Source organism: Gemmobacter aquarius (assembly GCF_003060865.1).
Taxonomy (GTDB): Bacteria; Pseudomonadota; Alphaproteobacteria; order Rhodobacterales; family Rhodobacteraceae; genus Paragemmobacter; species Paragemmobacter aquarius.
In genome coordinates this window covers 3,334,144-3,348,957 of the sequence record NZ_CP028918.1, presented here as the reverse complement: position 1 = coordinate 3,348,957, position 14,814 = coordinate 3,334,144, and the positions used below count along the sequence as shown (strand labels likewise).

The window sequence follows — 14,814 nt, the reverse complement described above, 5'->3', positions numbered from 1 at the left end:
CCCGTGGCCGGCCCACGGGGCGTTGCTGTTTCGGACCCTTTCCCCTTGGCTTGAGTTGCATTTGCGGGCTGCAATCGGCATATATCGCCGACTGCCCGATAAAGACTGCCCCGCGTGGAGTGCGCCGATGAACTATCTGGAATTCGAAAAGCCGCTGGCCGAGATCGAAGGCAAGGCCGAAGAGCTGCGCGCCATGGCGCGGTCCAATTCCGGTATGGACGTGTCGAAAGAGGCCGAGGCGCTGGACCGCAAAGCCGAGGCGCTGCTGAGGGATCTGTACAAAGACCTGAACGCATGGCGCAAATGTCAGGTGGCCCGCCATCCCGACCGGCCGCATTGCAAAGACTACATCGACCAGCTTTTCAGCGAATTCACGCCGCTGGCGGGGGACCGGAACTTTGCCGACGATCACGCCGTCATGGGCGGAATCGCGCGGTTCAACGATCAGCCGGTGATGATTATCGGCCATGAAAAGGGCAATGACACCAAAAGCCGGATCGAGCGGAATTTCGGCATGGCGCGGCCCGAAGGCTATCGCAAGGCGATCCGCCTGATGGATATGGCCGACCGTTTCGGCCTGCCGGTCATCACCCTTGTCGACACCCCCGGTGCCTATCCGGGCAAAGGCGCGGAAGAACGCGGACAGGCCGAGGCCATCGCGCGGTCGACCGAAAAGTGCCTGCAAATCGGCGTGCCGCTGATTTCCGTGGTGATCGGCGAAGGCGGATCGGGCGGCGCTGTGGCCTTTGCCACGGCCAACCGCGTGGCGATGCTGGAACATTCGGTCTATTCGGTGATCAGCCCCGAAGGCTGTGCGTCGATCCTTTGGAAAGACGCCGAAAAGATGCGCGAAGCGGCGGAAGCCTTGCGCCTGACCGCGCAGAACCTGCAAAAGCTGGGCGTGATCGACCGCATCATCAAAGAACCCATGGGCGGCGCGCAGCGCGGGCAAAAGGAAACCATTGAAGCGGTCGGCAAGGGCATCGAGACGATGCTGAAAGAGCTGTCGGGCAAGAAGCGCGATGCCCTGATCAAGGACCGCCGCCAGAAATTCATCGAGATGGGGTCCAAAGGGCTGGCCGCCTGATGTCGCCGCTGATCGATCCGGTGGGTCTGGCCGATCTGCTGTTCGCCAAGGCGGGGCAGGGGCGGGTGATCGCGGCCATCGCCGGACCGCCCGGTTCGGGTAAATCCACCGTGGCCGAGCGGATCGTCGACGATCTGAACGCGCGGCAGGCGGGAATGGCGGCGGTGCTGCCGATGGACGGCTATCATTACGACGACCTGCATCTGGTTCCTGCGGGCCTGCGTCCGCGCAAGGGTGCGCCCGATACCTTCGATGTCGGCGGGCTGTATCACACCCTGAAACGCATCCGCGCGCGTGATGAAGATTTCGTCGCCGTGCCGGTGTTCGACCGCGACATCGAAATCGCCCGTGCCGGAGCGCGGATGATTCCGGCGGATGTGCCGGTGATCGTGGTCGAGGGCAATTACCTGCTGTTGGCTGACAGCCCTTGGTCGCGCCTGCGCCCGCTGTTCGACGTGGCGGTTCTGGTGGATGTGCCCGAATCTGTGCTGCGCGAACGCCTTCGCGCCCGCTGGGTGCATTACGGCCTGTCGGAAGCGGATATCGATTGGAAGCTTGACGGCAATGATCTGCCCAATGGCCGAATGGTCATGGCGCAAAGCACCGGCGAAGATTTCCGTCTGGCAAACTGAAGCGGGCGGCCAAAGGGCCACCCGCCTGCCGTTTCTCAGGCCGCAGCGCGGCGCGACGCCAGCACGGCGGCCATCGTTTCGCCCATCGAAGACGGGTTCGGCGCGATGGTGATGCCAGCGGCGGACAGGATTTCCACCTTTTCCTGCGCGCTTTCGCCAAAGGCCGAGATGATCGCCCCCGCATGGCCCATCTTGCGGCCCTTGGGCGCGGACAGGCCCGCGATATAGGCCACGACCGGCTTTTTCATGTGGTCGCGGGCGTAAACCGCGGCTTCGGCTTCCTGCGGGCCGCCGATTTCGCCGATCATCATTACGGCATCGGTTTCGGGATCGGCTTCGAAGAGTTCGAGGATGTCGCGGAAGGACGACCCGTTGATCGGGTCGCCGCCGATGCCCACGCTTGTCGAAACCCCGATCCCCAGCGCCTTGAGCTGGCTTGCAGCCTCATATCCCAAGGTGCCGGAACGACCGACGATGCCGATGCGGCCGGGCATGTAGATATGCGGCGGCATGATGCCCATGAACCCCTTGCCGGGCGAGATGATGCCCGCGCAGTTCGGACCGATCAGGCGCAGTTTGCGGTCGCTGGGGTAGCGGCGCAGGAAGCGTTTGACCTTCATCATATCTTGCGACGGAATGCCGTCGGTCACGCAGACGGCGGTCTTGATGCCCGCATCCGCCGCCTCCATGATCGCGTCGGCGGCAAAGGGCGGCGGCACGAAGACGAGGGAGGCTTCCGCCCCCGTCGCCTCGACCGCCTCGCGGACGGTGTTGAAGAGCGGGCGGCCGAGCAGGGTTTCGCCGCCCCGACCGGGGGTTACGCCGCCCACCACATTGGTGCCATGCGCGATCATGTCGCCTGCGTGGAACTGGCCGATGCGGCCCGACATGCCCTGAACGATGACAGGCGTGCGTTCGTTGATCAGAATTGCCATTGTCGTTCCCCTTATGCAGCGGATTTCATACGGGTCGCGACGGCCTTTTCGGCAGCCTCGGCCAGCGTGTCGGCGGTGATGAGCGGCAGGCCCGACGTGGCGAGGATGCGCTTGCCTTCCTCGACATTCGTGCCTGCGAGGCGGACGACGACCGGAATGGTCATGCCAACCTCGCGGTAGGCTTGGACTACGCCTTCGGCGACCCAGTCGCAGCGGTTGATGCCTGCGAAGATATTGACAAGGATCACGCTGACATTGCGGTCGGCCAGCACCGTGCGGAAAGCCCGCACCACCCGCTCGGGGCTGGCCCCGCCGCCAATATCGAGGAAATTGGCGGGTTCCCCTCCGGCAAGCTTGATCATGTCCATGGTCGCCATGGCCAGACCCGCGCCGTTGATGATGCAGCCGATGTCGCCATCAAGGCCGACATAGGCAAGCCCATAGTCGCCCGCAGCCGATTCGCGCGGGTCTTCCTGTGACCGGTCGCGCAGTTCGGCGATTTCGGGGCGGCGGAAAAGGGCATTCGTGTCGAAGGACATCTTGGCATCCAGCGCGATCAGGTCGCCCGCGCCGGTGATGACCAGCGGATTGATCTCGACCATCACCGCGTCGAGGTCGCGGTATGCGCGGTAGCAGGCTTTCAGGATCGTCACCATCTGCGCGATCTGCCCGCCCTTCAGCCCCAGCTTGAACGCGAGTTCCCGCGCCTGAAACTCGGACAGGCCAACAGCGGGGTCGAGCGTCATGCGTTGCAGGCTGTCAGGGTCGGTTTCGGCCAGCTCCTCGATCTCCATCCCGCCATGCGCCGAAGCCACGATCATGATCCGTTCGGATTTGCGGTCGAGCACGAAGCCCAGGTACATCTCTTTGGCAATGTCCGAGGCACCTTCGACCCACAGACGGTAAACGCCCTTGCCGTTCGCATCGGTCTGCTTGGTCACAAGCTGCTTGCCGAACAGGGTGGCGGCGAATTGCTGCACCTCGGCTTCCGACCGGCACAGCTTTACCCCGCCCGCCGCGCCGCGCCCGCCGGAATGGATCTGCGCCTTGACCACCCATGCCGATCCGCCCAGTTCGCGGGCGCGGTAGCCCGCCTGTTCGGGGCTATAGGCCAGACCGCCGCGCGGGACCGGAACGCCGAAACGGGCGAGGATTTCCTTGGCTTGGTATTCGTGAATGTCCATCCGGAAACTCCCTTACGAGCGGTTAGCGATGGCTTCGGCGACGACCAGCACGTTGCGGGCCATCTTTTCCGAAGCGGCGTCGATCATCTTGCCGTCGAGGCTGGCAGCGCCCTTGCCTTGGCTTTCGGCGATCTTCAACTCTTCGATGATGCGCTTGGCCTTGGTCACTTCGGCCTCGGTCGGGCTGAAGACGTCGTTGGCCATTTCGACCTGAGACGGGTGGATCGCCCATTTGCCTTCGCAGCCCAAGGCGGCAGCGCGGCGTGCGCCGTCCTTGTAACCTTCGGGGTCGCTGAAATCACCGAACGGCCCGTCGATGGCGCGCAGGCCGTATGCGCGGCAGGCGATGACCATGCGGGAAATCGCGGCGTGCCACTGGTCGCCGGGGTAATGCGGATTGAGGCCGCCGATGTTGGTGGTGCGGGCGCGCATCGAGGCCGCGTAATCGGCCACGCCGAAGTGCATCGCCTCCAAGCGGCCACCGAATTGCGCGATGCTTTCCACGTTGGCCATGCCAAGCGCGGTTTCGATCAGCGCCTCAAGCCCGACGCGGGTGGAATAGCCCTTGGCCTGTTCGATCTGGTTGACCATCGCTTCGACCATGTAAAGGTCGTCGCGCACGCCGACCTTGGGCACCAGCAGGGTATGCACCTTGTCGCCCGCCTGTTCCATCACATCGACCACGTCGCGGTACATGTAATGCGTATCAAGCCCGTTGATGCGAACCGACACGGTCTTGCCCTTGGCGGCCCAATCGATGTCGTTCAGCGCCTGGATGCAGTTCTTGCGCGCCTGTTCTTTTTCCGGCGGTGCAACGGCATCCTCAAGGTCGAGGAAGACGTAATCGGCGGGGCCGTTTGCGGCCTTGTCGATCATTGCAGGGTTTGACGACGGGACAGCGAGTTCCGATCGCTGCAGGCGTTGACGCCGCAGCGGGTACAAAGTGTGGGACATGATCTTCCTGTTGGTTTATTCGGCAGCGATGCGTGCAGCGACATTGCGCTGGACGGCGCGGGCGAAGGGTTCGGCGTAAACGTCTTGTGCGGCAGCAACGCCCGAACCAAAGCGCACCTGTGCGCCCGCGGCGGCCAGCGACATTTCGGCGATGGAAATGGCGGTCAGGCACATGCCTTCGTTCAGATCACCGATATGGCCGATGCGGAACACCTTGCCTGCCAAGGGGCCAAGCCCCGAACCGAGCGAGCAGTTGTAACGGTCGTAAGCGATCTTGATCACCTCGCGCGCGTCAACACCCGTGGGGGTTTTGATGGCAGTCACGGTGTCGGAATAGACCGAAGGATGCTCGGCGCAGACATCCAGACCCCATGCGGCAACGGCGTTGCGAACGCCCGTTGCAAGGCGGCGATGGCGGGCGACCACGTTGTCCAGCCCTTCATCCATCATCCGGTCCAGCGCGCGGCGCAGCCCGTGCAGCAGTTGGGTCGGCGGGGTGTAGGGGAAATAGCCGGTGTCGTTCATCTTGGCCATGTCGGCAAAGTCAAAGAAGCAGCGGCGCAGGGTGTTCTTTTCGGCGGCGGCCATCGCCTTGGGGCTGACGCCCACGATGCCAAGGCCGGCGGGCAGCATGAAGCCCTTTTGCGTGCCGGTCACGGCGAGGTCGACGCCCCATTCGTCCATGCGGAAATCGATGCAGGCGATGGACGACACGCCGTCGACAAACAGAAGCGCGTCGTGAAAGGCTTCGTCCATCGCGCGGCGCACCAGCGCCACGTCCGATGTCACGCCAGTCGCGGTTTCGTTATGGGTGACGAAGACCGCCTTGATCTTGCCATGCCGGTCATTGCCCAAGATGCGGGCGAATTCGTTGACCGGAACGCCGGCGCCCCAAGCCACATCGACCACTTCGACATCGAGGCCGAGCTTCTTGGCCATTTCGATCCACAGGTGGCTGAACTGGCCGTGACGGGCCATCAGCACGCGGTCGCCGGGGTTAAGGGTGTTGGTGATCGCCGCTTCCCAGCAGCCGGTGCCGGAACCGGGAAACATCATGACACGGCCGGTTTCGGTTCTGAAAACCTTTTTCAGGTCTGCGAATAGGCCCATCGTCAGATCGCCGAAATCCGGGGCGCGGTGGTCTTGCATCGGAACGTTCATGGCTTGGCGAACGACTTCGGGCACGTTGGTCGGGCCGGGGATGTAAAGGTGCTGGATGCCGGTTTTCATGATGCGTTTCCTCCGCTGTTGAAGGCGTTCTTGCACCGATGAGAATTTGTGCAAAATGAAAGCGGGTTTCGCTGTAAGCGCGAATATTTACAAAGTGGTGCAATTGTAATATTGTAAACATAACGGAACGTGCAATGTGTGCGGTGGTATGCAGAAAACCTTTATCGGTCCCCATCTTCGCCGCTTGCGGCAGGAACGCGGCGAGACGCAAAGCCAGATGGCGCGGTCGCTCGGGATCAGTGCGTCTTATGTCAACCTATTGGAAAACAATGAAAGATCTGTGTCCGTTGCGGTGATGCTGCGGATGTTCGAAGTCTACGGCGTCGATTGGCGCGAGTTGGCGGATGAAGACGGCACCAGCCAGTTGGCCGATTTGCGGGCTGCGATGCAGGACCCGCTGTTCACAGACCAGAAGCCCGACCTTACACAGTTACGCGCTTCGCTTGTGCATGCGCCGGCCTTGGTTGCATCGTTCCTGCGGCTTCACGGGGCCTATCTTGCTGCCACCGACCAGCTGTTGTCGCTGTCGGAAGGCGAGGCTCCGTCGCTTGCGGCATCACCCGAAGCGGCGGTCCACAACGAGTTCCGGCGCCACAAAAACCATTTCCGTGAATTGGAAGAGGCCGCCGAAGGGTTTTGGGAAGGCCAGATCGTCGAACCGGACGAGATTTACGGCGCGCTCAAGCGCCGCCTGCGCGAAAGGGTCGGCGTCGTGGTGCGGCTGGTGCGGGTCGAAGACCTGCCCGGTACGCTGCGCCAATATGACGAGGCGCGGCGCGAGATCCTGCTTTCGGAAGCGCTCGACCACACCAACCGCACCTTCCAGTTGGTGCATATGGCGGGGCTCTTGGAGCAGCGCGCCCTGCTCGATTCGCTTGTCACGCGGTCGGGCATTACCGATCCGCGCGGCACGGGGCGATTGCGGGTGGAACTTGCCAATTATTTCGCCGCTGCCGTGCTGATGCCCTACGAGGCTTTTCTCGCCGAGGCGCGTGCGACGAAATACGACCTCGACCATATCGCCACGCGCTTTGGTGTCAGCTTTGAACAGGCCTGCCACAGGGCGACCACTCTGCAACGCGAAGGGGCACAGGGCGTGCCGTTCTTCTTCATGCGGATCGACAAGGGCGGCAACGTGACGAAACGCTTCAACGCGACCGGCTTCCACCTTGCCGAACATGGCGGAGCCTGCCCGCGTCTGGATGTGCACACGTCTTTCCGCACGCCGGGTCGGATCGTGCAGCAGTTCGTGGAAATGCCCGACAGGTCGCAGTTCTTCGTCTTTTCGCGCACCGTCGATCGCCCGACATGGGCGCGGCACCGGCAGGACAACCGGCTTGCGGTGGCGATGGGCTGTGCGGTGGAACATGCCCCCGCCATCGGCTACGCCGAGCAATTCGCGCTGGGCGGGGCGCAGATGACCGAAATCGGCATCAACTGCCGCATCTGCCCGCGTGCAAGCTGCGACCAGCGGGCGCATCAGGCGGTGGTCCTGTCGCAACCGGTCGATGAAAAGCGCAGGGGTGCGACGCGCTTCGAAGCCTAGGGTGCCGTAAAGCCCGCCTCGGCCATCAGCCGGTCGGAAGCGGGTTCGATCACGGCTTCGATATCGGCCATGAAATCCGAAATGGATTTGCCCGGCGCGATTGCGGGCAGGAATTCCACGACCGCCAAGCCCGGCTTGCGCAGGATGCCATGACGTGGCCAGAACACGCCGACGTTGGTCGCGGCGGGGATGCAGGGCTTGTCCATCTGCGCGTAGATGATGCCGGTCCCGACCTTGTAGGGCAGGGTGGCACCGGGAGCGACGCGGGTGCCCTGTGGATAGATGATCAATTGACCGGGCACCTTGGCCCCTTCGGCCACGGCGCGTTTCATTTCAGCGATGGCGCGGCCCTTTTTGCCGCGATCCACCGGAATGCAGCCGATGCGCAGCGCGTAAAGGCCAAGCAGCGGGGCCCATTTCAGCTCTTTCTTCATGACGAACTTTGGCCGCCGCACCGCCGAAGTGATGAGGATGATGTCGAAGAAACTTTGGTGTTTCGCGGCGATCAGCACCTCGCCCTCGGGCACGGTGCCGCGGATTTCAGACCGCAGCCCGACCAGAATGGCCGCCGAAAAGCGGACCCAGCGGCAAAAGGCGTGGATGCCCGCCCATGCGCCCGCCCGCGACCAGATCGCATAGGGCATGTAGACGATGGCTAGGATCAGCATCGCCAGATACATCTGGACGATGAAGACAAGCGACAAGAGCCAGCGGAACGGGTTGGTCATTGAACCTCTCGCAATTTGCGGAACGCGGCGGCACGGGTGGCGAAAAGGGCGACGATGCCCGCGACCGGCAACAAAAGCAGCGGCAATAGCCAGCCCGCCCCCTGAAAGCCAAGCCCGGTCAGAAAGCCGCCCGCCTCATCCACCGATGGAAGCAGTGCGACGCCGGCCATGCCCGCCACGGCCCCGATGGCCGCCCCGATCACGGCGCGCAGCGTAAAGCGGCGCACGAAGGCGGCGGCGATGTAATCATCTTGCGCCCCCACCAACCGCAGCACGCGGATCACCTGCGCGTTGGCGGCAAGCGAGGCATTGGCGGCCAGCGTGATCATCGCGGCCATGGTCGCCCCGATCAGAAAGATCGACAGCCCGCCCAGCATATTCAGCCGCGATGCGGCATTCGCCAAAGGGCGGCGCCAGCGCGTGTGGTCATCGAGCACGGCGCCGGGGGCTTCGGCCAGCAGGCGTTGGCGCAGCCCCTCGCTGTCATAGCCATCGGGCGATTCGGTCACCTCGATCAGGCGCGGCAGGGGCAGGGCCTCGACCGGTAGATCGGGGCCGAACCACGGCGCGAGCAGGGCCTTTTGTTCGTCATCGGTCAGGGCGCGGGACGAGGCGATTCCGGGTGTCGTGCCAAGCACGGCAAGGACGGCATCGGTCTGTTGCTTCATCTGCTCGGGCGGGGCCGAGATGCGGATGGTCGCCGTGTTCGCCAAGGCGTCCGACCAGCGGTCTGCCAAACGCCCCGCCGCCAGCGAAAGCGCCAGCGCGAAAACCGCCAGGAACGTCATCGCGGCGGCGGTAAAGGTGGTGAGCCACGCGGTATGGCCCGTGGGCGGCACCACGCGGTCGGCCTGACGGTCGGGTGAAAACAGGATGGCGAGGGATGAAATCACAGGTCTGCCCCCGCAAGCTGGATACGGCGGTTCCTGATCCGCAGCACACGCGCTGCGACAAGGCTTTTGGCTTGGCGTATCAGGTTCAGGTCATGGGTCGCGACAAGGATCGTCTTTCCCATGCGGTTCAACTCGGTCAGCAGCGTCAGCAGGCGCAGGGACATTTCCCAGTCGAGGTTGCCGGTCGGCTCATCCGCCAGAATCACATCGGGCCCCATGATGATCGCCCGCGCAAGCGCAGCCCTTTGCCGCTCGCCCCCTGACAGCGACGGGGGCAGGGCATCGGCCAGTTTGTTCAGCCCGACCCATTGCAACAAGTCCATCAGATCGCGCGGGTTTTGCTGGCGTCCCGATACGGTCAGCGGCAGAGCCACGTTCGCGGCGAGCGGCAGGTGGTCGAGGAACTGCACATCCTGATGCACCACGCCGATGCGGCGGCGCGTCATCGCCACGTCATTGCGGCCAAGGCCGCGCACGTCATTGTCGAAGATCGTCACATGCCCGGCGGTCGGCAGCAGTTCGGCATAGGCGAGTTTCAGGAAGGTCGTCTTGCCCGCTCCGGAAGGACCGGTCAGGAAATGGAACGACCCCGGAGCCAGCCGCAGAGAGACCTCGGACAAAAGCTCGCCTCCGCCATAGTTGTAGGCGACATTGTCAAACGCGATCACGGATGCCTCTTCTGCCCTTGCTTGCGGGCGCAGCATTGCCCAAGGTGGTGTAGGTTGCAATCGCATGGGAATGGTTGCTGCCGTGGGGTATGTTAAACAGGGGTGGTCTGGTCAAGGCGCGAATGCGCTTGACCCGATCCGTAGGGACTTTGCCGCAATGCGCCTGATCTGTCCGAACTGCGATGCAGAATACGAAGTTGACGATGCTGCCATCCCCGATGGCGGCCGCGACGTGCAATGTTCCAACTGCGGCCATGGCTGGTTCCAGCTGCCTGCCGGATACGAGGCCGAGAAGGCCGAGGAAGAGGCGCTTTTTGGCGTCGAGGAAGACACCGCCGCGCCGCCAGCCGGACAACCTGTCCCCGTTCAGCGGACCCTTGACGAAAACCTGATGGCCGTCCTGCGCGAGGAAGCCGAGCGCGAGGCTGCCGCCCGCAAGGCCGAGGCGACCCCGATCGAGACCCAGACGGAAATGCCGCTGGCAGCACCGCCGGTGTCTGAAGCTGCGCGTCGCATCGCCCGTCTGAAGGGCGTCGATCCCGACGCGCCTGCGCCTGCTCCTGCGCGTCCGGGATCGCGGCGCAGCCTGCTGCCCGATATCGAAGAGATCAATTCGAGCCTGCGCACCGCAGCCCCCGCCGACGATGCGGACGAGGACGAGCCTCCCGCTGCAAGACGAGGCTTCCGGAGCGGCTTCATGGTTTCGGTGCTGGTCGCCGCAGCGGGGGTCGGTGCCTATGCCATGGCGCCGCGTCTTGCCGAGCAGCTTCCGGGGGCCAAGCCCGTGTTGGACAGCTATGTGTCGCAGATCGACAGCGGGCGGTTGTGGCTGGATGCCGCGATGCGTCAGGCGACCGAAGCGATCCGGGCCGTGACCGCCACCGACGGCGGATAGGCCTAGAACATATCCAGCAGACGGCGCAGGTAATCACGTTCGCCTTCGGGGCGAATCTGTTCGCCTGACCGACGGCGTATCTCGTCGAGTAGGTCTTGTGCGCGGCGATACACGTCCTGGCCTTGCAGCATGTTGCGGTCCGATCCGATCCGCGCCGAATTGCCCGGCTCGCGGCCCAACGGATCGCGCTGGCCGTTCGGGTCGGCCTGACCGAATTCTTCGCCTTGCGGGGCATCGCCCGGCTGGCCCTGGTTTTCGGCCAGGGCATCTCCGAAATTCTGCATCCCGTCGCGCATCGCTTCCATCGCCTCGGCCTGCCGGTCGAGGGCTTTCGGCAGGTCGCCGTCACGCAACGCATCCTCGGCTTCGTCCATGGCACGGCCCGCGCGGTCAAGCTGGCGGCGGCCTTCCTCGCCCTGTTCCGATCCATCGCCGGGCAACTGGCCGCCCTGCAACTGGCCCAGTTTGTCGCGCAATTCGCGCTGGCGGTCAGCAAGACCCTTGCCGTCTTCGCCCTGTTGGCCTTCGCCTTCGCCTTGCTGGCCCTCTTGCCCGTCTTGCAGATCGCGGAAAGCATCGTCGGACAGGCCCTGCTGGCCGCGCAGCGTGTCTTGCAAATCGCGCATTGCCTGTTGGCCGGGGCCGCCCTGACCTTGGCCCTGGCCCTGCACCACCTGCATGTTTTCCATCATCTGGCGCAACAATTCCATCAACTGCTGCGCTTCGGCGGTCTTGCCTTCCTCCATCAGCTTTTGCAGCTCGTCGAGCATTTTCTGCAACTGGTCGGCAGACATCTGCATGCCTTCGAGGTTTTGCGACTGCTGCTGGTCAGGGTTCTTTTCGGCTTCCTGCGCAAGCTGGCGCATATAATCGTTCATCGCCTGACGAAGCTCTTTCATCAGCTGGTCGATTTCCGACTTGTCGGCACCGTTCTTGATCGCCTGATCCAGCCGGTCCTGCGCGCGGCGCAGGTTTTCAAGCGCCGAGGCGAGATCACCCTCATCCACCAGAAGGGCGATCTGCCACAGTTCTTCGGCCATGGTGTCACGCGCTTCGGGCGTCAGGCTTGCAGCCTGTGTATCGAGGTCGCGCATCACCGCACGCAGGCGAAGGTAGGCGCGTTGGTTGCGGATAAAACCTTCGGGCCGGTGGGTCACGGCTTTCAGGATCTGCGCGACCTGCGGCGCATTGGTGCGGTTCCACAACAGATCGCGGCGCATCTCGATCAGAGCGGCAGCGAAGGGGTCGAAGAACCGCTTGCCGGGCAGGGTAACGTGCAGCGGCGCGGCGGTGCCCTGCTGATTGGCGGCATCGGTGACCTGAAAGGTCATTGCGACGGGCAGGTTGGCAAACGGATGTTTCGAAAGGTCGTCGACCAGTGTTTCGGTAAAGTCGGCGCGGCTGCCGTTCACCGGCATCGGCAGGTCAAGCACCGCAGGCTCGCGCGGTTCGGGGTCGGCGGCCAGACCATAGGCGCGCTGCACCGCCGGCAGATCGAGCGCGATGCTGACCTGCCCTGCCGTCACGCCGTAATCGTCGGTTGCGGTGAACTTCTGTTTCAGCTTCCCGTCGGCTTCGCGTTCCAGAGTCGCGTCGGCGACCACCGAAGGTTTCGTATCGGGTGTTGCCGTGAACTCCCACGCCCGCCCCCCCGTGCCGTCAACGGAAACCTTGCCCGATTGCCGCAGCACGAAGTCATGCACGGGTTCCGAAGCGGGTGCCACCTCGGTGCTCTGCGATACGGTTTCGGAAAGCGTCAACTCGCCCACCTCGCCGTACAGCCGGAATTGCAGGCGAGTGCCGACCGGCAGGTCAAGCGAGGTCTGCTCGACATCGTTCAGATAGATCGTGGGCTTGCCGGTATAGGCAGGGGGCTGTGCCCAACCTTCCCACGTCGGCCCTGCGGCGATATTCGCGCCGGAACCGGGGGCGAGTGCCTCGACCGAGGTGACGCGCCAGAGCGACCCGAAGATCATTGCCATCACGAATGCGGTCAGCGCGACATAGCGCAGGGCGAACGGGTCACGGCTGGCAAGGCGCAGGTCTGGTTCGACTGCGGTCGCACGGGCCGCGCGGGCGGCCATGCGCGCACGGTGCGCCTGCCACACCGCGAGCGATGCGGGGTCGTCACTGCCTATGGCTTGGGTGTCGGTCAGCGTGGCAAGCGGGCGACCGGGCAAGCGCTGGTCAAGCCGGATCAGCGCATCGGTGCGGGTGGGTCTGTGGAACCGGCGCAGGCCGGTCCAGAGAAAACCCAGCGCGGCAAGACCGGACAGAATCAACGCAGGCCACGCGACTTCGATAGGCAGCGCGTCTTGCAGGCCGAAAGCCAGCGCCGAAAGCGTGGCAATGACGATGGACCAGAGTGGCCAGAAGCACCGCACAAGCCGTTCGGCCCACATTCCGACCAACGTTAGCTGGAGCGGGCGGGCAATGGCCTTGAGTGTGCTGGCGATATCGTCTGTCATCGGCCTCCGCCGCCTGGGCGACCCCGGGGGACCGACCGTTTCACAACCATGAAGGGATGGTATCGCGGTTCAGGATTTCGTCAAAGGTCGGTCTTTGCCGGATGACAGCGAAGTGATCCCCGCCTACCAGCACCTCGGGCACCAAGGGGCGGGTGTTGTATTCAGATGCCATCACCGCGCCGTAAGCCCCCGCCGAGCGGAACGCGACCAGATCGCCTTCGCCCAAGGGGGCCACAGGACGGCCCTTGGCAAAGGTGTCGCCGGTTTCGCAGACGGGGCCGACCACGTCGTAAACCGCCGCTTCGACGGCGGGGGCGGGTTCGATGACAGGCACGATGTCATGATGCGCGTCATACATCGACGGGCGCACCAGATCGTTCATCGCGGCGTCGAGAATCAGGAAATCGCGCCCTTCGCCATTCTTCACATAGATCACGGATGCGACCAGCAGACCGGCATTGCCCGAAATCAGGCGACCGGGTTCGATCTCGATCTCGCAGCCCAGATCGCCCACGGTGCGCTTGATCAGGGCGCCATAGTCCATCGGCAAGGGCGGGGCCTCGTTCGAACGGGTGTAGGGAATGCCCAAACCGCCGCCAAGGTCGAGGCGGCGGATATTGTGGCCATCGGCGCGAAGCTGGCGCGTCAGGTCGGCAACCTTGAGATAGGCTTGCTCGAAGGGGGCCAACTCGGTCAGCTGGCTGCCGATATGCACATCGACCCCGATCACCTCGATCCCCGGCAGTCGGGCGGCTTCGGCGTAAACCTCGCGCGCGCGGGCAATCGGGATGCCGAATTTGTTTTCCGACTTGCCGGTGGCGATCTTGGCATGGGTCTTGGCGTCGACGTCAGGGTTCACGCGGATCGTGATGGGAGCGCTGAGGCCAAGGCTTGTCGCCACTTCGGACAGCGCGCGAAGTTCGGGTTCGCTTTCGACGTTGAACTGGCGGATGCCGCCGGTCAGGGCCAGACGCATTTCCTCGCGTGTTTTGCCGACGCCGGAAAAGACGATGCGGTCGCCCGGAACGCCAGCGGCGCGGGCGCGGCGGTATTCCCCGCCTGAAACCACATCCATCCCCGCGCCCAGATCGCCCAGCAGTTTCAGCACGGCGACGTTCGAAAGGGATTTGATCGCAAAGCAGACCATATGCGGCAGCGGCGAAAGCGCCTCGGTGAACAGGTGGTAATGGCGGGTCAGGGTGGCTGCGGAATAGACGTAGAACGGCGTTCCGACCGAGGCCGCAATATCGGTCAGAGCCACGTCTTCGGCATGAAGCGTACCGTTCTTGTACAGGAAATGGTCCATCGCACCCGCCTAACCCTAAGCCGCCTTGTGGGCTGCTATATCAGATGATGCGGGTGGCGCAATTCGCAGCCCGCCACGAGCCGCAGCATCACATCGTGCCGACGATGCCCACTCTTGCATCGCCCGAGATTGTCACGCCGGGGGCAGGCACGCCGGGGGCGGGGCGCTCGGGGTCACCTGCCGCTCCGCAGGCGGCCAGAAAGGAGAGCAGCAAAACAGGAAGCAGTTTCATGGTCGTTTTCCAGATTGAAAGGGTTTTGCAGGCGTCTACACAGGTTAATCGACAGC

The 14,814-nt window shown here is 63.9% G+C and carries 14 protein-coding genes; 4 read left to right on the top strand and 10 right to left on the bottom strand.

Annotation, left to right across the window (positions count from 1 at the left end):
- The first annotated feature begins 127 nt into the window (after window positions 1-127).
- Complete coding sequence (locus HYN69_RS16150) at window positions 128-1,087, top strand: acetyl-CoA carboxylase carboxyltransferase subunit alpha (RefSeq protein WP_108436649.1); 960 nt, start codon at window positions 128-130, stop codon at window positions 1,085-1,087.
- Window positions 1,087-1,719, top strand: coding sequence for a nucleoside/nucleotide kinase family protein (locus HYN69_RS16145; protein ID WP_108436648.1), 633 nt, complete (start codon window positions 1,087-1,089; stop codon window positions 1,717-1,719). The genes HYN69_RS16150 and HYN69_RS16145 overlap by 1 nt, the downstream gene beginning before the upstream one ends.
- 35 nt (window positions 1,720-1,754) lie before the next feature.
- On the opposite strand, the gene sucD is transcribed toward HYN69_RS16145, so the two are convergent.
- From sucD to HYN69_RS16125, 4 genes are read right to left on the bottom strand one after another with little or no spacing between them, the layout of a single operon-like run.
- Window positions 1,755-2,654 carry a succinate--CoA ligase subunit alpha gene (gene sucD / locus HYN69_RS16140; protein ID WP_108436647.1) on the bottom strand — a complete coding sequence of 300 codons (900 nt, stop codon included), beginning with the start codon at window positions 2,652-2,654 and terminating at the stop codon, window positions 1,755-1,757.
- Between the two features lie 11 nt (window positions 2,655-2,665).
- The gene (locus HYN69_RS16135; RefSeq protein ID WP_108436646.1) at window positions 2,666-3,838 is read right to left on the bottom strand and encodes a malate--CoA ligase subunit beta; all 1,173 of its coding nucleotides are present in this window, start codon (window positions 3,836-3,838) and stop codon (window positions 2,666-2,668) included.
- Window positions 3,839-3,850: 12 nt separating this feature from the next.
- Entirely contained in the window at window positions 3,851-4,792 is a 942-nt protein-coding gene (locus HYN69_RS16130; protein WP_108436645.1) for an HpcH/HpaI aldolase/citrate lyase family protein, read from the bottom strand.
- A gap of 15 nt (window positions 4,793-4,807) precedes the next feature.
- A complete protein-coding gene (locus HYN69_RS16125) occupies window positions 4,808-6,022 on the bottom strand; it encodes a pyridoxal-phosphate-dependent aminotransferase family protein (RefSeq protein ID WP_108436644.1) in 1,215 nt (404 codons plus the stop codon).
- 148 nt (window positions 6,023-6,170) lie between these two features.
- Between HYN69_RS16125 and HYN69_RS16120 the strand changes: the two genes are divergently transcribed.
- Window positions 6,171-7,568, top strand: coding sequence for a helix-turn-helix domain-containing protein (locus HYN69_RS16120; RefSeq protein ID WP_108436643.1), 1,398 nt, complete (start codon window positions 6,171-6,173; stop codon window positions 7,566-7,568).
- Here HYN69_RS16120 and HYN69_RS16115 read toward each other — a convergent pair.
- From HYN69_RS16115 to HYN69_RS16105, 3 genes are read right to left on the bottom strand one after another with little or no spacing between them, the layout of a single operon-like run.
- Window positions 7,565-8,296: a lysophospholipid acyltransferase family protein gene (locus tag HYN69_RS16115; protein WP_108436642.1), complete on the bottom strand. Its 732-nt coding sequence runs from the start codon at window positions 8,294-8,296 to the stop codon at window positions 7,565-7,567. The genes HYN69_RS16120 and HYN69_RS16115 overlap by 4 nt on opposite strands.
- Entirely contained in the window at window positions 8,293-9,189 is an 897-nt protein-coding gene (locus HYN69_RS16110) for a cell division protein FtsX (RefSeq protein WP_407925234.1), read from the bottom strand. The genes HYN69_RS16115 and HYN69_RS16110 overlap by 4 nt, the downstream gene beginning before the upstream one ends.
- Window positions 9,186-9,857, bottom strand: a complete 672-nt coding sequence (locus HYN69_RS16105; protein ID WP_108437264.1) for a cell division ATP-binding protein FtsE — start codon at window positions 9,855-9,857, stop codon at window positions 9,186-9,188. The genes HYN69_RS16110 and HYN69_RS16105 overlap by 4 nt, the downstream gene beginning before the upstream one ends.
- A gap of 157 nt (window positions 9,858-10,014) precedes the next feature.
- On the opposite strand from HYN69_RS16105, the gene HYN69_RS16100 reads away from it, so the two are divergent.
- Window positions 10,015-10,752, top strand: coding sequence for a zinc-ribbon domain-containing protein (locus HYN69_RS16100; RefSeq protein WP_108436641.1), 738 nt, complete (start codon window positions 10,015-10,017; stop codon window positions 10,750-10,752).
- Between the two features lie 2 nt (window positions 10,753-10,754).
- On the opposite strand, the gene HYN69_RS16095 is transcribed toward HYN69_RS16100, so the two are convergent.
- The 3 genes from HYN69_RS16095 to HYN69_RS21020 all read right to left on the bottom strand — a co-directional run bounded on the left by HYN69_RS16095 (window position 10,755) and on the right by HYN69_RS21020 (window position 14,758).
- On the bottom strand, window positions 10,755-13,220 hold the full coding sequence (locus HYN69_RS16095) for a TIGR02302 family protein (RefSeq protein ID WP_108436640.1): 2,466 nt from the start codon (window positions 13,218-13,220) through the stop codon (window positions 10,755-10,757).
- Between the two features lie 40 nt (window positions 13,221-13,260).
- Window positions 13,261-14,526 (bottom strand): diaminopimelate decarboxylase, encoded by a 1,266-nt coding sequence (gene lysA / locus HYN69_RS16090; RefSeq protein WP_108436639.1) that lies wholly within the window; start codon window positions 14,524-14,526, stop codon window positions 13,261-13,263.
- A gap of 88 nt (window positions 14,527-14,614) precedes the next feature.
- Entirely contained in the window at window positions 14,615-14,758 is a 144-nt protein-coding gene (locus HYN69_RS21020) for a hypothetical protein (protein ID WP_174213633.1), read from the bottom strand.
- Between the last annotated feature and the right edge of the window lie 56 nt (window positions 14,759-14,814).

Coding starts and splice junctions, on each gene's coding strand:
- HYN69_RS16130 (WP_108436645.1), bottom strand. CDS start 4,792: ATGTCCCACACTTTGTACCCGCTGCGGCGTCAACGCCTGCAGCGATCG.
- HYN69_RS16100 (WP_108436641.1), top strand. CDS start 10,015: ATGCGCCTGATCTGTCCGAACTGCGATGCAGAATACGAAGTTGACGAT.
- HYN69_RS21020 (WP_174213633.1), bottom strand. CDS start 14,758: ATGAAACTGCTTCCTGTTTTGCTGCTCTCCTTTCTGGCCGCCTGCGGA.
- HYN69_RS16145 (WP_108436648.1), top strand. CDS start 1,087: ATGTCGCCGCTGATCGATCCGGTGGGTCTGGCCGATCTGCTGTTCGCC.
- HYN69_RS16150 (WP_108436649.1), top strand. CDS start 128: ATGAACTATCTGGAATTCGAAAAGCCGCTGGCCGAGATCGAAGGCAAG.
- HYN69_RS16135 (WP_108436646.1), bottom strand. CDS start 3,838: ATGGACATTCACGAATACCAAGCCAAGGAAATCCTCGCCCGTTTCGGC.
- lysA (WP_108436639.1), bottom strand. CDS start 14,526: ATGGACCATTTCCTGTACAAGAACGGTACGCTTCATGCCGAAGACGTG.
- HYN69_RS16115 (WP_108436642.1), bottom strand. CDS start 8,296: ATGACCAACCCGTTCCGCTGGCTCTTGTCGCTTGTCTTCATCGTCCAG.
- sucD (WP_108436647.1), bottom strand. CDS start 2,654: ATGGCAATTCTGATCAACGAACGCACGCCTGTCATCGTTCAGGGCATG.
- HYN69_RS16095 (WP_108436640.1), bottom strand. CDS start 13,220: ATGACAGACGATATCGCCAGCACACTCAAGGCCATTGCCCGCCCGCTC.
- HYN69_RS16125 (WP_108436644.1), bottom strand. CDS start 6,022: ATGAAAACCGGCATCCAGCACCTTTACATCCCCGGCCCGACCAACGTG.
- HYN69_RS16120 (WP_108436643.1), top strand. CDS start 6,171: ATGCAGAAAACCTTTATCGGTCCCCATCTTCGCCGCTTGCGGCAGGAA.